The sequence below is a fragment of the Undibacterium sp. GW821-FHT11B02 genome, assembly GCF_058808955.1.
Genome location: NZ_JBXASD010000014.1, coordinates 67,953 through 90,909 on the forward strand (window position 1 = coordinate 67,953; position 22,957 = coordinate 90,909).

The window sequence follows — 22,957 nt, forward strand, 5'->3', positions numbered from 1 at the left end:
GTGATTTGCCAGTGCAGTTTTTATGATCAGTGCACGAACCATCACAACAAGGATAGATAGATGAGACTGGAAACCATAGCCGTTCATGGCGGCTACACGCCTGACCCGACTACACGAGCCGTCGCCGTACCCATCTACCAGACGGTAGCCTACGCTTTCGATAACACTCAGCACGGTGCAGACTTGTTTGACTTGAAGGTACAGGGAAATATCTATTCGCGCATCATGAATCCCACCAATGATGTGCTGGAGAAGAGAGTAGCTGAACTGGAAGGCGGGATTGCCGGTCTGGCGCTGGCATCAGGTCAGGCGGCCATTACTTATGCGATACAGACGATAGCCGAAGCGGGTGACAATATCGTTTCTGCTTCCACACTGTATGGCGGTACCTATAATCTGTTTGCCCATACTTTCCCGCAATTTGGTATAGAAACCCGTTTTGCTGATTACCGTGATCCGGAATCATTTGCCAGTCTGATTGATGAAAAAACCAAGGCGGTATTTGTTGAATCCATCGGCAACCCTCTGGGTAATATCACCGACATTGAAGCTATCGCCGCGGTGGCACACCGTCATGGTGTTCCCTTGATCGTAGACAATACGGTTCCATCCCCTTACCTATTGCGCCCTATCGAGTTTGGCGCTGATATCGTCGTGCATTCCCTGACCAAATATCTGGGCGGGCATGGTAATTCCCTCGGCGGCATCATTGTTGATTCTGGCAAGTTTCCGTGGGCTGAACATAAGCAACGTTTCAAGCGTTTGAACGAACCCGATGTGTCTTACCACGGTGTTGTCTACACAGAAGCACTAGGTCCGGCAGCTTATATTGGACGTGCCCGTGTAGTGCCCTTGCGCAATACCGGCGCTGCGCTGTCGCCTTTTAACGCTTTCCTGATTTTGCAAGGTATAGAAACCCTTGCCCTGCGCCTGGACAGGATCACTGACAACGCGCTGAAGATTGCCCACTATCTTGATAAGCACGCCAAAGTGAAATGGGTCAACTATGCAGGTTTGCCCGAACATCGGGATCATGCGCTTGCACAAAAATATCTGGGCGGAAAGCCATCCGGCATCCTGACCTTTGGTCTTGACGGTGGACGTGAAGCTGGCGGTCGTTTCCAGGATGCGCTGAAATTGTTTACCCGTCTGGTCAATATTGGTGACGCCAAATCGCTGGCTTGCCATCCCGCCAGTACCACGCACAGACAATTGAATCCAGAAGAACTAGCCAGGGCAGGGGTGACCGAAGATACCGTTCGTCTGTCTATCGGTATCGAACATGTGGACGACCTGATTGCTGATCTGGAGCAGGCTTTACATGCTGCCTGAGTAACGCGAATACTTTACGCAAAACCGCCCCAAAGCGTTGCGGCTCCTCTCCTGGGAGCCGCGTACTAAAGTACTGTCTTCGTCGCTGACGGTGTAGTCGGGGTTTTAGACAAACATGTTGTCTGCTCCCCTGCAAGGGAGGTTTCCTGAAGCGATAGGTGTAGTTGGGGTTTCAGACAACATGTTGTCTGCCAACGTAACGAACCGCCCTTGCAAGGGCGGTTTCCTAAAGCGATAGCCTTGTTGGGACAATTTTGCGTAAGTCCTATTTGATATCTGTTTTTCAGATAAATAACTACATTTTTATTCGTTTTGCGCCTTAGATAAATTCGGTACATTGAAACTCTGTTCCAAAGCAAATTTGTTTTTGTTATTAACCAGAGCATCCCATGACCGATTTTACGTTTTCATCTGCCGACTCATTCAACGCTATCCAGTCAGACGATGCACAACCATTGATTCACGAAGACCAGGCACTGATAAATGCCAGATCACTTGCCCAAGCAGAAGGCCTGGTGTTTTCTGGCAGTCTTGCGCCGGTCGATGCCTGGCGTCTGGTGCAGAATTCCCAGGCCGTCCTGGTCGATGTACGAACGGCGGAAGAACGCAAGTTTGTTGGTTATGTTGCCGACGCCGTTCACGTCCCCTGGGCCACAGGGACAGCACTGACCCGTAATCCAAGATTCGTCAAAGAACTGGAAACCAAAGTCAAAGACAAGTCCAAAGTCATCCTGTTGCTGTGTCGTAGCGGAAAACGCTCGACTGCAGCGGCCGAGGCCGCAGCCAAAGCAGGCTTCAGCAATATATTCAATGTGGCAGAGGGCTTTGAAGGCGACTTGAATCCAGCGCAGCAGCGTGGCCAGCTTGGCGGCTGGCGCTTTCACCAATTGCCGTGGATACAGGATTAAAGCGATGTCATCCGCTTTGTTGTTACAAGAAAAGAAAGGTAAAGGCAGATGGTCAGCTTTACAGAAGAGACACTAGCATCGCCAGTCACTCCGGTCAGAGACCAGCGCGCGTCACTGTTTGGCATAGAGCAGGTTGTCAGTGAACTGGCAGCCGTCAGACATGCGTGGCGCCGTCGTCAACAGCGTTCATCCGAACCGGGCGGGCGTGAATTGCCATCTCGTGATGCATTGGCAAGAATCATTTCAGATCTGCGTGGCGCACTGTTCCCCATGCGTTTGGGGCCACCTGAGTTGCGTCAGGAAAGTGAAGATTTTTATGTCGGCCACACGCTTGACACGGTGCTGCATTCGTTGTTGGGTCAGGTCAGGCTGGAACTCAGTTATACCTCACGTTATTACGAACAGGAAGATTTACATATCGAAGACCGCGCCCTGCATATTGTGCGTGAATTTTCGCGTGCACTGCCCGGGATTCGTTCGCTGCTGGATAGTGACGTGATCTCGGCTTACCAGGGCGACCCGGCTGCACGCACCGTGGATGAGGTGCTGCTCTGCTATCCCGGCATTCTGGCCATGATCCACCATCGCATCGCCCATCAGTTATACCAGTCAGGCGTACCTTTGCTGGCACGCATCGTGGCAGAAATTGCGCATGCACAAACTGGTATCGACATTCACCCGGGGGCCAGCATAGGGGCAGGGTTTTTCATCGACCATGGCACCGGTGTGGTGATAGGTGAAACCGCCATTATCGGCCAGCGGGTACGTATTTATCAAGCCGTGACTCTGGGTGCCAAACGCTTTCCTACCGATGATGAAGGCAAATTGCAAAAAGGCTTGCCACGGCATCCGGTAGTGGAAGATGACGTGGTCATTTATGCCGGTGCCACTGTACTGGGGCGGGTGACGCTGGGGCGTGGCGCCATCATAGGTGGCAATGTCTGGGTGACGAATGATGTGGCCGCCGGTTCCCATGTCAGCCAGGCAAATCTGCGCCATGAACACGGGGTACTTCCTTCTCCTGCGCTGTAGGCAGGTGTGAACAGTTTTTTTACTACAGGCAGTTGCCTGTTTTTTTATGTACTTGAAATTTTCATTTGTTTCGATTCACCGCAATTTTTTATGGAGTAAGCAATGACCGATGTGTCTTCCAGTAATTTCGCACTCAGTGATAACGCCGCCAGGCAGTTAGCGAATGCAACAAAAACCGTTCCCCAGTTATCCACCATTTCACCACGCTGGCTGGTGCATTTGCTGCAATGGCTGCCGGTAGAGGCAGGTATTTATCGCCTGAACAAGGTCAAAAACCCTAAAGATGTTCGTGTAGCCTGTTCCCAGCGTGATGAATCCGAGCTGCCACAAACCTTTGTGGATTATGATGAACAGCCGCGTGAATACTTCCTCAATGCGGTAGCAACCGTGCTGGACGTACATACCCGTATTTCTGATCTGTACAGCAGCCCGCATGACCAGATCAAGGAACAATTGCGCCTGACGGTGGAAACCATCAAGGAACGTCAGGAAAGCGAACTGATCAATAATCCTGATTACGGCCTGTTGGCGAATGTACTTGATGATCAGCGCATTTCCACACTGACCGGTGCACCTACCCCAGATGATCTGGATGATTTGTTGACCAAAGTCTGGAAAGAACCAGGCTTCTTCCTGGCCCATCCATTGGCGATTGCTGCCTTTGGTCGTGAATGCACACGCCGTGGCGTACCACCGCCAACGGTGAGCTTGTTCGGTTCCCAATTCCTGACCTGGCGCGGCGTACCGCTGGTGCCTTCCGACAAATTGCCTATTGAAGATGGCAAGACCAAGATCATCCTGTTGCGCGTCGGTGAAAAGCGTCAGGGTGTGGTTGGCCTGTTCCAGCCTGGCCTGGCTGGCGAACAAAGCCCCGGTCTGTCAGTGCGCTTCATGGGTATCAACCGCAATGCCATTGCGTCGTATCTGATTTCCCTGTACTGCTCGCTGGCGGTATTGACGGATGATGCGGTTGCAGTTCTGGATGACGTAGAGATCGGTAAGTACCATGACTATCCTGACACCTACAAGTAATACTGGCGCGGCCAATGCGGGCTTGCCGGATGAAGCGCTGCTGAATCGCATGGCATCAGAGTTTTTTGCACTGGTGCCGGGGGCGGCGCAAGCTGCGGCACAGTTCTTGCCGGGTTTTTCAGAAACGGGCAATGCACCTGCATCCGTTGCGCCTGGCCGTGTATCTTCTGTCAGCGAATCCAGTAGTAATGCTGGTACGGCGCACACGCAACCATCCGTTTATGCCAGCGCCGTGCCACAGAATGGTGGCAGCAGTATTGCACCGTCACGTCCACAGACAGGTGGTGCATCCCTTGCTACACCCTATTATTTTATTGGTGCAGACAATGGCTATCCGGTAGCCGATGGTAGTCTGGATAGTCTTGCCGCACAGGGCACAGGTCAGCAGGCGGATCAGACACTGGCGCGTTCTTTTGGTTTGCCGGGGCAAGATCAGTTACAGCGATTGTTGGGGGAGTTGTATCCAGCCAACACCCAGTCAGCCCACACCCAGCCAGCCCACGCAGGTACAGGGACAGATGCACGCCCGGCGTACTATTTTCAGCAAGGCGAGCAGGATTATTGGGATACAGCACCGAGGGCGGCCAACCCTGCACTGGCAGCACCGTTCGATATCAATGCGGTGCGCAGGGACTTTCCTATCCTGGCGGAACGGGTGAATGGCAAGCAACTGGTCTGGTTCGATAATGCAGCGACAACCCAGAAACCGCAGTCGGTGATTGACAGACTCAGCTATTTTTATGCGCATGAAAATTCCAACATTCACCGCGCTGCGCATGAACTGGCAGCACGGGCTACCGATGCCTATGAAGGTGCACGAAGTAAGGTTGCGAAGTTTCTGGGAGCGGCATCGGTAGATGAAATCATCTTCGTGCGCGGTGCAACAGAAGCGATCAATCTGGTTGCCAATACCTTTGGCAAAAAGTTTATCGGCGCCGGTGATGAAATCATCGTGTCGCAGCTGGAACACCATGCCAATATTGTGCCCTGGCAGCAACTGGCCGCAGAAAAGGGTGCAGTCATTCGCGTCATTCCCGTAGATGACAGTGGGCAGATCATTCTGGATGAATATCGCAAGCTGCTCAATAGCAAAACGCGACTGGTCGCAGTGACTCAGGTCTCGAATGCCTTGGGTACGATTACACCGGTGCAGGAAATTATTGCACTGGCGCATAGTGCTGGTGCCCGGGTGCTAATCGATGGCGCGCAGGCTGTGTCGCATCTGCGTGTGAACGTGCAGGCACTGGATGCCGATTTTTACGTGTTTTCAGGACACAAGGTATTCGGCCCTACCGGCATAGGTGTGGTGTATGGCAAGAAGGCCTTGCTGGATCAGTTGCCGCCATGGCAGGGCGGTGGCAACATGATTGCTGACGTGACTTTTGAGCGTACTCAATATCAACCGGCACCGGCACGCTTTGAAGCAGGTACCGGCAATATTGCAGACGCAGTGGGGTTGGGGGAGGCGATTGATTATGTCGAACGCCTGGGGCTGGAAAATATCGCTCTGTATGAACATGCCTTGCTGGAATATGCAACACATGGACTGAAGAGCATATCCGGCGTCCGCCTGATAGGCACGGCCCATGAAAAGGCCAGTGTCGCATCCTTTGTTCTGGAAGGGTATCAGACCGAGGAAGTTGGCAAGGCACTCAATGACGAGGGCATTGCCGTTCGTTCTGGCCATCACTGTGCGCAACCTATCTTGCGGCGGTTTGGTGTCGAGGCTACCGTACGGCCTTCTTTTGCGTTCTACAATACTTGCGAAGAAATTGATCGCCTGCTTGCAGTGGTACGCCGTCTGGCAAATCAAAAAAGGAATTGAAGCAAGGCAATTTGACACGCTGGTCATGCCGGGTCTACAAGCCTTGGCATGCCAGCGTTTTTTTGGTTTAAATGTTATTTAATTTTTTTTCCCGACACGTTTAAGCTACCGGCAGGTAAATTGACCGTCGTACTGACAGCATCAGCGTCACCAGCGCTACGTGCGAGTATCACTTTATATGCTGCTGCGTTGACGCGCCAGGTTTTCGTCTTGCTGTCGTACATTCCCAGCAAGCGTGGATCAACGGTCAAACTGACTGACTTGCTCTCACCAGGAAGCAATTCAACTTTATCCCATCCAACCAGACGTTTTGGCGCCTCCCACTTGCCGGACGTTGGTGCGACATATACTTGCGGTACATTCTTGCCAGTGACTTTGCCAGTATTGGTAACTGTAAAACTCACTTGCATAGTATTGTTGACGTACTTGCTGCTCAGGCCAGAATAAGCAAACTTTGTGTACGATAAACCGTGACCAAACGAGAATAGAGGTTTCAGGCCTTTTGCATCAAACCATTTATAGCCTATCGTTGCACCTTCATGATAGTTGACATCAAAACGCTGGTCTTTTATTGCTGGGTCACCATCTAAAACTGGCCGGGGTAATTGGCTTTCTGACGCAGCGAAGCTTACCGGCAGATGTCCAGACGGGTTGACTTCGCCTACCAGTACGCGTGCAATTGCTTCACCACCACCGGTTCCGGGATACCACGCTTCCAGCACAGAAGCAACCTGATTAACCCATGGCATCGTGACAGGCCCACCAGTCTCCAGTACGACCACGGTTTTTTTATTGGCAGCGGCAAGTGCTGCAATCAAGGCATCTTGATTGGATGGAAGTGAAAGTGAGACGGCATCATTGGCTTCACCTATCCATTGCGTCGCAAAGACAAGAACGATATCGGATTGTGCGGCGAGGGCTGTTGCTGCCTTGATGTCTGTGCCGGCATCATATGTGACTTGCGCATGCGGCATGTAACGCTGTATTGCCTTTAATGGCGACGAGGGGTGATAAACAACTGGTCCCGGCCAGGCAGCCGGCTCCAGGCCTTTCACTGCGCTGCCGCCAATTGGATATACCTGTGACGAACCACCGCCCGAAAGCACACCAACATCTGCATGAGAGCCAATAATGGCGATCTTTTTCAGGTCCTTACTCAGGGGCAGTAAATTCTGGTCATTTTTTAACAAGACCATACCTTCTTCTGCGCCGTTTTGGCTGATCAATGCGTGTGCAGCATAATCAATTGTGTTGTCTTTTGAAATCGGGTAGTCGAACAAGCCTTTGTCAAACATGGTACGCAGGATGCGTTTGAGCATATTGTTGAGACGTGCCTGTGGCACCGTGCCACTTGTTACCGCCTCTTTCAAGGCACCCGAAAAATAGGGGGTTACGTCAAATTCCCAACCTGATTCCTGATCCAGGCCATTGTTGGCTGCTGCCACTGTGCTATGGGTTGCACCCCAGTCGGACATGACATATCCACGATATCCCCAATCAGTTTTTAATACCTGATTGAGCAAGTAATCATTTTCGCAGGCGTAAGCACCGTTCAAACGATTATAGGAACACATGACAGAGCCGGGATCAGACTTTTCAATTGCGATTTGCATTGCCAATAAGTCTGACATGCGGGCGCTGGTGTCATCAATCTTTGCATTCAGTGTAAATCGCCCGGTTTCCTGACTATTGACGGCATAGTGCTTTAAAGTGGAAATAACATGATTGGATTGAATGCCATTGATTTGCGCTGCAACAATTGTTCCGGCAAGTAAAGGATCTTCACCCGCATATTCAAAATTGCGGCCATTGCGTGGTTCACGCATCAGATTGACGCCACCTGCAAGCATGACGTTAAAACCGGATGCGCGTGCTTCCGCACCTATCATGGCACCGCTTTTAAAGGCAAGTTTCTGGTTCCAGCTTGCGGCAGTCGAAATGCCCGAAGGCAATGACGTACGTTCGCGTGCTGTTGGCCCGCTTGCCTGTGTCGCCACACCGACCCCGGCATCAGTTTCATATTGTGCGGGAATTCCCAGGCGTGGCACGCCTTCTACATAACCCGCCGAATGTGGGATGGCGGCTGGATGCATCTTCAAGTTTTTCCAGGCAAGTTCTGACCCGAAATGACCGAATACGAGCTTTAATTTTTCATCCTGCGTCATTTCTTTCAATACCAAATCCGCACGCTGATCGGCAGTGAGAGAGGTATTCATCCAGGGCATGGATGTCACTACCGGGGGTGTTGGGTGTTGTTCTGCAGAATTTGCATATGCGGTTGCAGTGCACAAGATACCGATGACGGCAAGTACTGAAATTTTCAGCTTAAACATGGTTTCTACCTAAGTTGGGAAATAGTCGTTAAATAGTTGTTTATAGCGTGCCAGTACCTGACACAACGAGTAAAACGAAAACTATTCTAAATTAATAATTATTTAAATGGGAAGCTTTCCAATAATGCAGTGCATTTTTGTGAAATCAATTGTCAACCCGCCCCTGGTATAGCAAATGAGAAAGCCAGCAACCCAGAAAATGATATTGGAGGCAGGGTATTAGTTTGCTTTAAAGTGTGTATCAAAGATTTCCTCCAAGATTGATCGTTTCGCCGGGTTTGAGGTGCAGATCAATCACTTTGTCGGCATAGCGGATTTTTCCGCCGCCAGGCCCCGCGACAGAGCGTATCGTTGCTGCAGTGAGTTTGCCGTTTGCCCAGGTAACGTCGACTTCAAAACCACCGCGTGCTCGTAAGCCCTTGACTGAACCGGTTGGCCATGAAGATGGCAATGCCGGTAGCAGGTGGATCTCGCCAGTCTGCGACTGTACCAGCATTTCACAAATGGCTGCGGTAGCACCGAAATTACCATCGATCTGAAAGGGGGGATGGGCGTCAAACATATTAGGGTAGGTACCGCCTGCATTGTTGCCCTCACTACCGATTCCTGCTTGTTGGGCTGCCCGCGCACCAGGTTTGGCGAGCAGGCCGCGCAACATCTTATAAGCATGGTCACCATCTAGCAGTCTTGCCCAATAAGCAGTTTTCCACGCCATAGACCAGCCTGTGCCGGCATCACCGCGGCCTTCAAGCGATTTGCGCGCTGCGTTGGCAAGTTCTGGCGTTTTTGTGGGAGAAATCTGACGCCCCGGGAATAAGGCAAACAAATGGGAAACATGGCGGTGGGTATCAGCAGCCGTATCGAGCACCGGGTCCTTTTTCTCATTTAACCATTCCAGGAGTTGCCCCCAGCTGCCAATGCGTGGCGTAGCGAGCCGGTCGCGCATGGCTGCCAATTCATTACGAAACGTCTGGTCGTCGCCTAGTACATCAGCTGCTTCGATGGTGTTGGTGAACAGATCCCAGATGATCTCCTGGTCGTAAGTGACACCATCTTCGATGGGACCGTGTTCTGGTGACCAGCCAAGCGGCGCGACCAGACGTCCATCTGGCAAGGTTTTCAAATGGTCTTGCCAGAATGTGCAAACTTCTTTCATCACGGGGTAGGCGACAGTACGCAGGAAATTTAAGTCTTGCGTGAAGGCATAGTGTTCCCAGAAATGTTGGGCGTACCAGGCATTGCCAGTTTTATTCCAGATGTAGCCGGTAGCACCAAACGGGTTTGACTCTGTGCGTACGGCCCAGCCGCGCACAGGTTTTTTGTCTTTGGTAAGAAATGTTTCTTCAGGAGGGTGGGATTTTCCACCGGCTTCAGCTTGTTTCGATGCGGCAGGGTGAGCAATAGCTTGCGCAGCGGTCGTTGAGACAAGTTGACGGTAAATGGGAGTAACTCCCTGGACGAAAGAAAAGAAAGGCTGCGCCAGTTCGTGCAGGTTGGCTGGTTCCGCTGGCCAGTAATTCATTTGAATATTTATATTGGTGTGGTAATCCGAGTTCCATGGCGGAGTCAAACTATTGTTCCATAACCCCTGGAGATTGGCGGGCAGAGAATCGCGTGAGCTAGAGATGAGCAGGTAGCGGCCAAATTGAAAAAACTGTGCTTCGAGTCCGGGATCAGCGCCTTCGGCAGTATATGCTTCGATGCGTTTGTCAGTCGGCAGCGCGCGGCGCGATGGTGATGTTTCACCAAAATTTATGCTGACGCGATCAAACAGCGCATGAAAATCTTTTTGGTGCTCGGTACGGAGTGCAGGTAGCGTACGGGCTGCAGCCATACTCACCTGGGCTGTCACGCGCGGCAATGGATGCTCGCCTTGGAAATTCTTTGCCGGATCAATGACGTAACTTGTGCCAGCACCAAGGATAAGGGTGAGCGAATCGCAGTTGGTGAAGTTGATTTGATTGTCATTGATGGTGATAGTGCCACCTTCATTCACGACCTGAACCTGACTTGCATAGTCCATGACGTTGCTGGACGGTGGCGGTGCCGATTGCTTGTTGTTGCTTCGTTGAGGCAGCACATAGCCAGCGAGCGATCCGGTGGCATAGATGCGGTTGCCCGAGGCAGTAATATGCGCGCCATGCATGTCCGTGACGCCTATTGAGCCCGTGTATTGACCCGGCTTGTCAGCAGTGAGCCGCATGACGATTACCTGTGCCGGATAACTGGCAAAAGCTTCGCGGTGAAACCTGACTCCGTCGTGTGTGTAGGTGACGCTGTGCAACGCCTGTTTGAGATTGAGTTCACGCACATAGTTACTGCTTGCCTTGTCATGATCCGGCAGATTAATGTACACATCGCCAAATGCCTGATAGGCACCCATGAGCTTACTGTCTCCGGTCCAGAGCGTAATGTCATTGAACTGAATACGCTCACGCGCGAGTTGGCCGAAAATCATGGCACCCAACCGACCGTTACCAATGGGAAGCGCCTCGCGTTCCCATCCTTGTGGTGTGTCGGGTGCTGGTGCAAGGTAGCGCAATGTCAGATCGTTGGCAGCTGTAGCATGCGCCGTTGCTATGATGGTGACAAGGACAAGTGTGAGCAACAAGGCAGAGCGCGACAGGATTTTCATATGTGGTAAATGCTCCGAAAAATTGCAAAATACTTCCGATTCGTTACTGCTCAAGGTTTGCTGACATTGCGCACTATGCGCAATCAGGGTACCGTACCATTGCATTTTTGATCTCATCTGGCACGACTATAGCAAGGTATTGCGACTCTATTCAGTAAATTGACTACTCGGGGAATATCGGCCTACAGATAAATCAATCAATTGACCAGAATGAATGCTCAAATCTGCGATTCGAACAATTTAGCAAGCATCGTGTCCATTCGCTGGTTTGCCATACACAATCCCGCGACCTGCGGTACTCATGTAAACAACGCCAAATGTATTCATGTCGCCCACCACAAATTGACCATCTCCTGGTCCACCATATTGATGCGCGTCGTCGTTAATGCGTACCCAGTTTGTTCCAGTATCTTTCGAGCAGAATAAACCGCGAACACCCGCAACAGTACCCCATAAGTAGACTGTTGGATAATTTGATCCCGCCGCAGCTTTGCCAAATCCGACTGCTGCCGCGTAACTTACGTTGCTCAAGTAGGAAATTGTTGCTCCTGAATCAGTAGAGCGTGCCAGGCCACCATCATACAAAGGCACCCATATATCACCCTCATACCCAGGTGCAGCACGCATTAACTTTGAACTTCTGCCCGACGAAAATTTTCCCGCTTCAGCGAAACTGATGCCCGCATTTGTGCTGACCAAAAGACTGTTGCCATTTAACGCATAGAATTTATTGGCATTGACGGCGTCGGCAATTGGCCGCGCATTGCTGACATCGAGTCCTGCAATGGCTGTCCAGCTTGCGCCTGAATCAGTTGAGTAATAACTGGTCACTGATCCTTCAGGACTGTGCAAAATAACTTTTCCATCTGCATTGATGGCGACCTGTCCATTCTTGCCAATCATGCTTGCGGTTTTTGTCCAGCTAAGTCCCATATCCTTTGATATATACATGGCGCTGCCTGCACGGGCTATAACATTTGTGGCTTGCATTGCAAAGGCCAAACCGGTTGTTGTGCCCATTGTAGGTGAATTGATTGTTGCGTACTGTGCCACATCGCTATGACGGAAACCGTCATAGTCCCCAATCGCAGAAATGACCGGGCCGCCAGGAATACTGACCAAATTTAATGGCACGGTTTCTTCAAGGTTGGCCACATTAAATTTCCATATCGCTGGCGTGGCGTCGATATCTGATGTTTTAAAAACACCATTGCCAGAGACCACCATCACGGTTTTGGTGTCAAAGGGATCGAACTCGATGCTGCCAGCCCAATGGATAGAATTTGCTTTTATCCACTCTATGCCATTGGTTTTTAATGCAAATCCGCGGGCGTAGATGTCAACCCAGGTTTTGCCGCCATCAGTCGTCAAGAAAATCTTGTCACCGTGGCCGCTGGATTGGAAGTAATTAATGGTGGAGACAATAATGCGGCTACTATTATTCGGATCAACAGAAATGCCTGCATAAGCGCGATTTAGCTTGGGTGTGATATTGATCCAGTTGCCGGTAGATATTTTATATTTCCAGACCTGGCCCTGATCCATGCCTTCGCCGCTGGTACTATTCCCCCAGGGACCGGCACCGTTGGCATAGGTAATGATGAGGTCGTCGCCAGCAATTACTGCACGGTGTGGCATTAACGTAGTTGGTCCGCCAGTGATGGCAGTAAATGTGTGCCCAGCATCTGCCGACATGTACAGATTGTCGCCGGCAGGGCCGTAACGGGATACCCCCAGGAATAGCCTTTGCGTTGCCTTGTCCGAAATACTATGCGGATCCAGTACGACAAAACTAACGCCATTACGGTTTGATGTCGTAGTTACATCCAGATTGTCGAGATGATCCCAGGACAGGCCAGCATCGACACTTTTAAACAATCCATTGCCACGCGTACCGGCATACAAGATATTGCCGTTGGCAGGGTCAACTTGCAGTTTTTCACCGGTGTTGCGTCCCATGCCATTGCCATCTGCCTTGAACTGCGTGCTTACATTAATTTTTTTAAATGTCCGGCCATAGTCACTGGATTTTAAAATGGCAGTGTTGCCGTCGTTAAGATAGCTGATGCCAGCCAACAGGTACACGTTGTTGGTCGCAGCAGGATCAATCGCAATGGATTCTATACCCAATAAACCTGTTTCATGGTCAGTGACCCAGTCGGTTAATGGAATCCAGCTTGATCTCGCTTTGTCCCAGCGATAAGCACCTCCAACGTCAGTGCGTGCATAAATTAATCCCTGCTCAGTTTTGCTGGTAATAATTCCTGATACAAATCCACCGCCGCCAATGGCGACATTGTTCCAGTCGTAAACTCCGGCGCAGGCGAGATTAAATGTAGCTGTAAAAAACAATAAGCCTATACAACAATTGATATAAACCAAGACAGTTTTCATGCTTACCCGCTGATATTTTCATTCGCTGAATATGCCAAAAAATATTGGCCATTTTTAAGGAAAATACATCGGACATTGCGCGATGTATTTTTAAAAAATTCCGTAGATATAAATAGATTTTCACGTTCAAGAGACGTGCATTTCCATATGTACAAAGCTGCTGTCCGTAATCAACACTTATCTCTTATGAAATGACTTTTTCACGTGTGATAATTTGAGACAACTTGCCAACGAAATTTTTTGGATGTTTAACTGGCCCTGATCATGCCAAGAAATTTGTCATTTCTGCACCACACACTGGTATATGCATTTGACGTTCAATGATTTTGTCTCAGTATTTATTGTTGGACCTATACAGCCTTTCAGTTCGCGTAGGCTGTATTAGCGCTTTGGATCAATTTTAAAATTGACCTTAATTCACTGCAATTGTGAAAACCACCAATCGGGCGAATGATATTCAGGGCATGATTAATGCAGAGGTCAGGTTTTGTTTTCGACGCATTTCTGTTCTTTGAGCATTTTAAACGTTGTGTGAGCGACAAGCGCCTGACGACACAAAGATATTGCTGATGGTATGTGGCGCTGTATTCTTTATGCTTGCCATTTCAGGCGAATGTCAGTTTTGACAAAATTAGTGTGGTTTTTAAACATTCGCGCCTGTATTTAAAGCCTCACTGGTTCAAGATTCAGTTCGATTGATGAATAATATAAATCGCTGCGATACACGTATGAATTCAGTCTGAAAGAGGAGGCGACATTGCGAGAATTAGGCGTGGTTTTACTTATCAAATCATTTTCCTTGCCGAATATCATTCCTTGAGTTGGTGGTTTTCACAATTGCTACGTTGTAGCCTAGCTTGTAATTTATGACAAACGAAATGCGTAGTGTGGTCTGCCATGCTGCCAGCATCAGCTGGAACGCGATAAAACTAACGAGACAATTCAATGAAGATTAAGAGCACGCGTTATTTGGCCCCGTCGTCGGTATCGGCGATTGGGCCATCTTTTCCACTACTACAGTCGTTCCATGCGCTGCATTTGAGCAGGATGGGTCTGCGATTTTTGTCCCTTGTTATTGAATGCTTGTATTGCCTGAAAAATGTTCGGCGTAGTGTGTCCTGCCGATAAAAGCTGCGAATTCTGACGGCGGTACAAATTTTGGACGCATAACGCATCCAGAAATTTTCGCCAAAAAATGGAAACGTTGCCAATTTATGCAGTCAGTTTTTTTGTAGATGAATCATCCAGTTTCACCTTGTCAACCAGCACGATCTAATTAGGGAGGTATTGATTTGGTAATTTTAAATCCGTAATAAGTGAGGCATGTGAAGAGCGTACAAAATCTAATAGATAAAAAAATCGAAAACCGAGTGAACGGGGGAAGACAAGATGAAACAATATAACAAAACCGCTATAGCGCTGGCAGTGGCACAGATAGCATTGATGTCGAGTAGTGCAGTAATGGCGCAAGCGGTTCCACCAGCAACTGGTGCGGGCACAGGACCTGCGACTAGTGAACCCGCAGTTGTTACTGTCACTGGGCAGCGCGCAGCGTTGAATTCAGCCCAGAAAATCAAACAGAATTCTGACGAAATCGTTGACTCTATCGTTGCTGACGATATTGGCAAACTGCCTGACCGCTCAGTGACAGAAGTCTTGCAGCGCGTTGTGGGTGTAACGATAGACCGGACAATGAACAAAGGTGACCCCGAGCATTTTTCGGTTGAAGGTTCTGGCGTCTCCATTCGCGGTTTGAGCTACGTACGTTCAGAGTTGAATGGACGTGATTCATTTTCTGCGAATGGTGGTCGCTCTTTGAATTTTGAAGATGTCCCACCTGAGCTGATGGCCGGTGTTGACATCTATAAAAATCCCTCCGCAGAACAGACTGAAGGTGCGGTCGGCGGTTTAGTTAACCTGCGTACTGCACTGCCGTTCGATTACAAAGGCATGAAGGCGGCAATTTCCACACAGGGAACTTACTCCACACTTAAAGGTGGCAAGACTTCGCCTTCTATTTCAGGCATGTTCTCTAACCGCTGGGATACCGGCATCGGACAAATCGGCGTTTTGGTTGATCTGGCGTATTCAGAAAGTGCAACCCGCACCGACGCGTTCCAAGTTGAACCGTATTATCCACGCACGGACGTAGTGGATGGAAAAACCGTCTGGGTTCCAAAGGGAGCCCAGTGGCGGACGCTGGATTTTGATCGCAAACGTGAAGGGGCATACGGTGCGCTGCAATGGAAGAATGGTGATCTCCAGTCTTCGCTGACGCTCTTCAAATCGCGTTATAAGATGCAGTGGAATGAGAATGCGATTTTTGCGCAGTCCAGCCCTTATAACATTAACGTCAGCAAAGATGCGACCTATGATGCCGCCGGCAATTTGCTCACCGGTACAATCACTGATCCTAAAGATGGTGGTATCAATTTTGGTGGCGATACAAGGTCTGCAAATCGTCAATCTGACACACAAGATGTATCCTGGAACCTGCGCTGGAGGCCAACAAATAGCTGGACATTGACATCCGATTTCCAAGTCATCCGCGCAACCACACAGAGTTTCGATTCCACTGTTGCCACAGGTATACAGCTGCCGAAAGAAAAGCTGGATTTGTCTGGCAATATTCCTAACTTGATGTTTGACGCTGCGGACAGAGCCTATATGGCGGATCCCAATAATTATTACTGGGCGTTTACCATGGAGCATCAGGACAAGAGCGTCGCTCATGAGAAGGCATGGAAGGGCGATGCCAAATATGAATTTGATCACCCGGTATTGCGCGACCTTCGCTTTGGCGTCCGACTCACTGATCGTGATTCTTTGACGCAGAATTCCAATCCGAGTTTTAACTGGTCTCCCATTTCGCAACCTTGGCAACTTGGCTGGAATATCAGCAAGCTTGCCTCACTTGGTGATCCGCGCTTCAGTGGCAATACCAACCTTCATGTCTTTGACAACTTCTTTAATGGCAATGTCTCTGTGCCGTCACTGATTTTCCCTAATGTGGCACTGGCTACGGGCTACCCGGATAGTTATGCCGCCTTGCACAAGTACCATGACATTTTGTGTGCAGAGCAAGTCAAGGCGCAGGGTTGGGGTAGTTGTGATCCATGGACACCAGCAACCTTTGGCACCGATCCCTCCGGCACCAACAGTCAGGGTGAAAGGACTAAAGCTTTTTACAGCCAGCTTCGCTTTGGCTTTGATGACCTGAAGTTCCCGATCGATGGCAATATTGGTGTGAGATATGTAAGTACGGATGCGACGGCCCACGGTTACACAGTCTTTACATCCACTTTGCCGACCATACCTGCAGGTGCCAATGTAGTAGGTAGTACCATACCAAACATCCCCGTTTTTGCTAAGAGTCAAGACTACACTAATTCGTACAGCAATGTTCTTCCCAGCCTGAACCTGCGGTTGAAGGTTAACGACAAGCTGCAGTTCCGTTTCGCGGCTGCTTCTGCCATGTCGCGTCCTGACTTTAGTCAATTGCAGGGGTACACCGCGCTTTCGGAAAGTGTTGATACAACCACTACAACTGTAGGAAACGCCAGCACCGTGAAAGTCAACAAGATTAGTTTTACCGGTACATCATCCGGTAATCCTAACTTGAAACCTACGACTTCCAATCAGATTGACCTCACTGGCGAATGGTACTTTGCGCCGGCCGGTTCATTGACTGTTGCCTTGTTTAACAAGAGTCTTAAAGACATTGTCGTCAATAGTCTTTATAACTACCAGGTACCGGACGTGACAGGGACGATGCAGAACTTTACCGTTACCGGGCCGATTAACGCTGCCAAGGGCACGGCACGCGGTATTGAAGTGGCTTATCAGCAGTATTTTGATAAGCTGCCTGGCTGGATGTCAGGGTTCGGGATACAAGCCAATTTCACCTACGTAGACAGCCATCAGGATTTGTATAAACCAGTTAGCCAGGCTTACTGCACAGGAAGTAACACAGCGGATAACCTGAATCTCAATCTCAATGGTTGTGATACAAACGGGCAAACTTTTGGCAATCTGCCGCTGATCAATTTGTCGCGTCAGTCTTACAACCTCGCTCTCATGTATGACAAAGGGCCGATATCAGCTCGCCTGGCCTACAACTGGCGTTCCAAGAGCCTGCAGGCGGTTAACGTCAATGGTACACAGGGTAGTGACGGTACAGATACCAATCCGGCTAGCCCGACTTACGGTCAGCATAACGTAACCTGGGGTTTGCCGACCTGGGCTGACGCTTATGGTCAACTGGATGCGTCCATCTTCTACAAAATCAATGAGCAATGGTCGTTTGGGCTGGAAGCGCAGAACATCAACGATGCCCAGTTCAAGCAGTTGATGGATCAGCATTCTGGTACTAAGGGCAGGGCTTGGTTCGTATCAGGTCCGCGCTATACGGCACAAATGCGTTACACCTTCTAAAAAGGTGGCGGTTGGCGGTTTGCCGGTCTTTTTTGGGATCGGCAAATCTGCTATGGCGTACGGTTTTTTCTTCCCATGCAAGCTTGCTAAAAATAGGTCACAATTTTTAGCAAGCATTGTCAATTGATATCACACGAAATTTATAAAGACAAATGGATATGCGCATGTATAAGGCTAAGGGTCGTCTTCTGACTTTCATTGGTATGTTGACCTTGGCTGCCACCAGTCTGGCGGCTGAGCCAACTGTGCGTGCTGCAACTCAACCTCAGTTGATCCAAAAATACGGACGCTACACCATGATGGTTGATGGCGCTCCTTTTGTGATGTTAGGTGCACAAGTACATAATTCGAGCAATTATCCAGAGGCGCTAAAGAAAGTCTGGCCTGCTATTAAGGATATGCATGCAAATACGGTCGAAATTCCCGTTGCTTGGGAGCAGATTGAAACAGTAGAAGGTAAATTTGACTTCAGCTATGTAGATACGCTACTGGAACAAGCACGTCAAAACAAAGTGCACTTGGTGTTATTGTGGTTTGGAACCTGGAAAAATACAGGGCCACAATATACTCCTGAATGGGTCAAGTTTAACAATCAGCGTTTCCCGCGCATGGTGGATAAGAATGGCAAAGTAAGCTATTGCCTGTCACCTTTTGGTGACGAAACACTGAAGGCTGACAAGAAAGCCTTTGTTGCACTGATGAATCACATCAAAGCCGTTGATCAGGTACACCATACGGTCATCATGATGCAGGTGGAAAATGAAGTCGGAACATATGGCCTGGTACGTGATTTCAGTCCTCAGGCACAAGCCAAATTCAATCAAAATGTGCCTCAGTCGGTATTGGATCATAAAAAATCCCCAGTTGCGTTAGCCGCAAAAGGTACATGGTCAGAAGTATATGGCGATTATGCCGATCAATATTTTCATACCTACGCGATAGCCAGCTATATTGAAGAAATCGCCAAGGCTGGACGCGCAGTGTATGACCTTCCCATGTATGTCAACAATGCCTTGCGTGACCCTGTGGAGCCCATGGCTCCGTGGAAAAGTAATTTCGCTAGTGGTGGCCCGACCTATGACGTGATCGACATCTACAAAGCAGCTGCACCGCATATTGATATCGCTGCACCTGATATCTATAGCCCTGATTCAAATAAATTCAAGGCAACCCTTGATGGCTTCCAGCGTCAGGACAATGCACTGATGCTGCCGGAAATGGGCAATGCTGCTGAGTATGTTCGTTACGCCTATCTGGTTCTGGGGCGGGGCTCTGTGGGATTCTCTCCATTTGGCATCGACTATACTGACTATAGTAACTTCCCTTTGGGTTCCAAGATGACTGGCAAACCTATGGCCGAGCCGTTTGGGAAAATTTACGCAGCTTTCCGGCCCATGGAACGTCAGTGGGCACAATGGGCTTTTGAAGGGCGCACCTATGGTGTTGCAGAAACTGATGCCCGCACGGAACAAACCATCACACTTAAAAATTGGAAAGCCACGGTCTCTTTTCGGGAATGGCAATTTGGTGACAAGGCAAATTTCGCCGGCATAAAGGATCTGCCAGAAAATACGGACATACCCAATGGTGGGGTTTCAATTGCACAAATCAGTGACAATGAATTTATCATCGTCGGGCAGCATGCACGGGTGAAAATTGACTGGGCAGGAGCTAGCGACGGCAAGAGCGCCATGTGGGGGCGCGTGGAAGAAGGGCACTATGACGCATCAGGAAAATGGGTCATGGAACGCAATTGGAACGGTGATCAAACAGACTATGGGCTCAATCTGACGGGCACACCAGTGGTTCTTAAAGTCAAAATGGGCAGGTATTAGCGCATTATGAAAACCTATAACATGCATCTCTGAATATCAGCGCTGTCATAAAAGTAGGACTTACGCAAAATTGTTCCAGCAGGGCGTAGCGACGAAGACAGTACGAACAGTACGACCAGGAGCTGCAACGCAGCTGGGGCGGTTTTGCGTAAGTCCTAAAAAGAAATAAAGAGGAGAAAAACACAATGCGAACTATACCTATGACAACCTTAGCCTCATGTGTGGCGCTGATAGTATCAGGTCATGCCATGGCTGGCAGCTTTGAAAGAAATGCCACTGGCATCGTGATAAAGCCGGATCCGGGTGCAGTGAAAGAAGTCAGGCTGGAGGTCATGCGCGACAATATTATTCATGTCATTAAGCTTGATCAGTCAGGTAAACAACTTACGCCTTCAATGATGACTGTGGCTACACCTTGTTCCTGCAATTTTACCGTTACCAAATCAGACCAGGGCAGCGACGGACCGTCGGTCAAATTGGACGCTGGCAAGATATCGGTTAAGGTATCACTCAAAACAGGGCAGGTGCAGTTTTACAATGCGAAAGGTGAGATTTTCTTAAATCAGTCATCCGAAAGCCTGGTCCCTGTTAACGTAGGCGGACAGCCATTTCTGGCCATCAAAGAGGCGTTCAATCCCGGTACCAAAGATGCTTTTTATGGCCTTGGGCAACACCAGAACGGGCAGATGAACCTGAATGGTGAAGATGTACTTCTGGCGCAGCACAATATGGATGTGGCTGTTCCTTTTGTCGTGTCGGACAAAAATTATGGCATCTTATGGGACAATAATTCCATATCCCGTTTTGGTGATCCCAAGGCTTACGGTCCTATGGCACGCGATCTGAAACTGCAGGACGATGAAGGTAAAATCGGTGGCCTGACCGCACGTTACTACGTCGAAGGCAAGTTGGTGTTGACCCGTCATGAAGATGACATTGCCTATAAGTTCCTCAAAGACGTGGCCGAAAACTGGCCGAAAGAAGCCGGCTCGCTGAAGGACCTTAAAGATGTCAAGGTTGTTTGGGACGCCAGTCTGACTTCTGAAAAATCCGGTGTTCATAAGATGCAGTTGTACGCGTCCGACTACGCGACTTTAAGTCTCGATGGCAAGCAGGTTCTGGATGTCTGGCGGCAGGGATGGAATCCCTGGTACCATAATTTTGAAGTTAAGTTTACCAAGGGTAAGCCAGTTAAACTGCATCTGGAATGGAAACCTTCTGGCGGCATGGTTGCTATTACACACAATGATCCCTTGCCTGAAGCCGAGCGCCACTCCCTGACCCTCTCGTCCGAGATCGCCCAAAGTATCAACTACTATGTGATCAATGCCGACAAGATAGACAATGTGATAGCTGGTTATCGTCACTTGACTGGACAGGCACCGATGATGCCGAAATGGGCTTACGGTTACTGGCAATCACGTCAGCGTTATGAAACGCAAGCACAGATATTAGACACGGTTCATGAATACCGCAAGCGCGGCTGGCCGCTGGACAATATTGTTCAAGACTGGTTTTATTGGCCAGAGAATGGCTGGGGCTCACATGATTTCGACAAGGCCCGTTTCCCTGATCCTAAAGGCATGGTTGATGAAATCCACAAAAACCACGCACGAGTCATGCTTTCTATCTGGGGCAAATTTTATTCCAATACCGATAACTATAAAGAGTTCGAATCCAAAGGATACATGTGGACCAAGAACGTCGAAAATGGTGATCTGGATTGGGTTGGACCAGGCTATAAGAACAGTCACTATGACCCTTATACTAAGGAAGCTCGTGACATATATTATCGCCAGATAAAGAACAAACTGGTCGATTTGGGGTTCGACGCATGGTGGATGGACAATAGTGAACCTGATGTTCTGTCCAATACACGTCCGGAAGATTTTAAGAAATTGATAGGACCGACCGTTTATGGTGCAGGGGAAGTCACTTTTAATTCTTATAGTCTGATGCATACCAAGGCACTGATTGATGGTCTGAACCGTGATCAGCCAGATACGCGGCAATTCATTCTTTCACGCTCAGGTTTTGCCGGCATCCAGCGCAACGCTGTTGCGGTCTGGAGTGGTGACACAGTGGCGCGCTGGAATAATCTTTATGATCAAATTTCAGCAGGTGTGAGTTTTTCCATGTCAGGTATTCCCAACTGGACACACGACATTGGTGGGTATGCACAGGAAAACCGTTTCCAGGCAGGTGATATAGGTTCTGCGCAAGAAAATCGCAGCGCAGGTACCAATAAGATCAATGCTGACGATGTCAAAGAGTGGCAGGAATTGAACTTGCGATGGTTCCAGTTTGGAGCCTTTACGCCGCTGTTCCGTTCGCACGGCGAAGTCGTCAAGCGCGAAATCTACAATATTTCGCCAGAAGGTTCCGACATGCGCGACTCTATGGTTTGGTACGACAAGCTTCGCTATCGTTTGATGCCCTATATTTATACTGCAGCCTCAGACATTTATTATAGTTCTGGTACGGTCATGCGTGGGCTGGTAATGGATTTCCCCAAGGACGATCGCGTCAAGGACATCAAGGATCAATACCTCTTTGGTCATGACCTGATGGTTGCTCCTGTCTATGCATATGGCGCACGCGAACGCAAGGTCTATATGCCTGCAGGGGCCACGTGGTACGACTTTTATACCGGTGATATTTATAAAGGCGGCACCAGTGTTACTGTCAAGGCACCTGTCACACGCATCCCCTTGCTGGTTAAGGCTGGTGCCATCTTGCCTATGGGGCCGGTTACGCAGTATGTCGATGAACACCCGGACGCGCCCATAACACTGAATATTTATACGGGTGCCAACGGTCAGTTCAGCCTGTATGAAGATGACGGTGTCACCAAGGCTTATACACGTGGCGAGTTCAGTCGTATCCCTTTTAGTTATGATGACAAGAGTGGCACAGTCACTATCGGCAACCGTAGCGGGCAATATAAGGGAATGATCAGCAAGCGGCAGTTCAAGATACATTTCATCAAAGCCGGAATCTCCAGTTCAGAAAGTCTCGACAATGCTGATAAAATGGTGGCCTACGAAGGTAAGGCGATCACCATAAAGAGATAAACTTTTGTAACGCGTTTTTTCAATTGAAACCTGCTACGTAGATATTTTTTCAGGTAAATGACAAGTCAATTTGTGACTTATCAGGCAGGTTTCTTTGTTTAACTTCCGGTGCCAATCTGGAAC

At 49.3% G+C, this 22,957-nt stretch carries 11 protein-coding genes; 8 read left to right on the forward strand and 3 right to left on the reverse strand.

Annotated features, from left to right (window positions below; all coding sequences use genetic code 11):
* Positions 1-60 precede the first annotated feature (60 nt).
* The 5 genes from AC1RVX_RS25075 (at position 61) to AC1RVX_RS25095 (ending at position 6,129) form a co-directional block, all read left to right on the forward strand.
* Entirely contained in the window at positions 61-1,332 is a 1,272-nt protein-coding gene (locus tag AC1RVX_RS25075; RefSeq protein ID WP_493219301.1) for an O-acetylhomoserine aminocarboxypropyltransferase/cysteine synthase family protein, read from the forward strand.
* A gap of 389 nt (positions 1,333-1,721) precedes the next feature.
* Positions 1,722-2,240, forward strand: a complete 519-nt coding sequence (locus AC1RVX_RS25080; RefSeq protein WP_493219302.1) for a rhodanese-like domain-containing protein — start codon at positions 1,722-1,724, stop codon at positions 2,238-2,240.
* Between the two features lie 48 nt (positions 2,241-2,288).
* A complete protein-coding gene (gene epsC / locus AC1RVX_RS25085) occupies positions 2,289-3,272 on the forward strand; it encodes a serine O-acetyltransferase EpsC (RefSeq protein ID WP_493219303.1) in 984 nt (327 codons plus the stop codon).
* 102 nt (positions 3,273-3,374) lie between these two features.
* Positions 3,375-4,304: a family 2A encapsulin nanocompartment shell protein gene (locus AC1RVX_RS25090; protein ID WP_493219304.1), complete on the forward strand. Its 930-nt coding sequence runs from the start codon at positions 3,375-3,377 to the stop codon at positions 4,302-4,304.
* Entirely contained in the window at positions 4,279-6,129 is a 1,851-nt protein-coding gene (locus AC1RVX_RS25095; protein ID WP_493219305.1) for a family 2A encapsulin nanocompartment cargo protein cysteine desulfurase, read from the forward strand. The genes AC1RVX_RS25090 and AC1RVX_RS25095 overlap by 26 nt, the downstream gene beginning before the upstream one ends.
* A 74-nt stretch (positions 6,130-6,203) precedes the next feature.
* Here the strand turns inward: AC1RVX_RS25095 and AC1RVX_RS25100 are convergent, their stop codons facing one another.
* From AC1RVX_RS25100 to AC1RVX_RS25110, 3 genes are all read right to left on the reverse strand, one after another.
* A complete protein-coding gene (locus AC1RVX_RS25100; protein ID WP_493219306.1) occupies positions 6,204-8,462 on the reverse strand; it encodes a beta-glucosidase family protein in 2,259 nt (752 codons plus the stop codon).
* 241 nt (positions 8,463-8,703) lie between these two features.
* Positions 8,704-11,097 (reverse strand): glycoside hydrolase family 95 protein, encoded by a 2,394-nt coding sequence (locus AC1RVX_RS25105; RefSeq protein WP_493219307.1) that lies wholly within the window; start codon positions 11,095-11,097, stop codon positions 8,704-8,706.
* A 240-nt stretch (positions 11,098-11,337) separates the two neighbouring features.
* Positions 11,338-13,491, reverse strand: coding sequence for an exo-alpha-sialidase (locus AC1RVX_RS25110; protein WP_493219308.1), 2,154 nt, complete (start codon positions 13,489-13,491; stop codon positions 11,338-11,340).
* A 1,389-nt stretch (positions 13,492-14,880) separates the two neighbouring features.
* On the opposite strand from AC1RVX_RS25110, the gene AC1RVX_RS25115 reads away from it, so the two are divergent.
* The 3 genes from AC1RVX_RS25115 (at position 14,881) to AC1RVX_RS25125 (ending at position 22,834) form a co-directional block, all read left to right on the forward strand.
* Positions 14,881-17,925 (forward strand): TonB-dependent receptor, encoded by a 3,045-nt coding sequence (locus tag AC1RVX_RS25115; RefSeq protein ID WP_493219309.1) that lies wholly within the window; start codon positions 14,881-14,883, stop codon positions 17,923-17,925.
* A gap of 164 nt (positions 17,926-18,089) precedes the next feature.
* On the forward strand, positions 18,090-19,760 hold the full coding sequence (locus tag AC1RVX_RS25120) for a GH35 family beta-galactosidase (protein WP_493219310.1): 1,671 nt from the start codon (positions 18,090-18,092) through the stop codon (positions 19,758-19,760).
* A gap of 200 nt (positions 19,761-19,960) precedes the next feature.
* Positions 19,961-22,834 carry a glycoside hydrolase family 31 protein gene (locus AC1RVX_RS25125; RefSeq protein WP_493219311.1) on the forward strand — a complete coding sequence of 958 codons (2,874 nt, stop codon included), beginning with the start codon at positions 19,961-19,963 and terminating at the stop codon, positions 22,832-22,834.
* Positions 22,835-22,957: the final 123 nt, after the last annotated feature.

Coding starts and splice junctions, on each gene's coding strand:
- AC1RVX_RS25075 (WP_493219301.1), top strand. CDS start 61: ATGAGACTGGAAACCATAGCCGTTCATGGCGGCTACACGCCTGACCCG.
- AC1RVX_RS25080 (WP_493219302.1), top strand. CDS start 1,722: ATGACCGATTTTACGTTTTCATCTGCCGACTCATTCAACGCTATCCAG.
- epsC (WP_493219303.1), top strand. CDS start 2,289: ATGGTCAGCTTTACAGAAGAGACACTAGCATCGCCAGTCACTCCGGTC.
- AC1RVX_RS25090 (WP_493219304.1), top strand. CDS start 3,375: ATGACCGATGTGTCTTCCAGTAATTTCGCACTCAGTGATAACGCCGCC.
- AC1RVX_RS25095 (WP_493219305.1), top strand. CDS start 4,279: ATGACTATCCTGACACCTACAAGTAATACTGGCGCGGCCAATGCGGGC.
- AC1RVX_RS25100 (WP_493219306.1), bottom strand. CDS start 8,462: ATGTTTAAGCTGAAAATTTCAGTACTTGCCGTCATCGGTATCTTGTGC.
- AC1RVX_RS25105 (WP_493219307.1), bottom strand. CDS start 11,097: ATGAAAATCCTGTCGCGCTCTGCCTTGTTGCTCACACTTGTCCTTGTC.
- AC1RVX_RS25110 (WP_493219308.1), bottom strand. CDS start 13,491: ATGAAAACTGTCTTGGTTTATATCAATTGTTGTATAGGCTTATTGTTT.
- AC1RVX_RS25115 (WP_493219309.1), top strand. CDS start 14,881: ATGAAACAATATAACAAAACCGCTATAGCGCTGGCAGTGGCACAGATA.
- AC1RVX_RS25120 (WP_493219310.1), top strand. CDS start 18,090: ATGTATAAGGCTAAGGGTCGTCTTCTGACTTTCATTGGTATGTTGACC.
- AC1RVX_RS25125 (WP_493219311.1), top strand. CDS start 19,961: ATGACAACCTTAGCCTCATGTGTGGCGCTGATAGTATCAGGTCATGCC.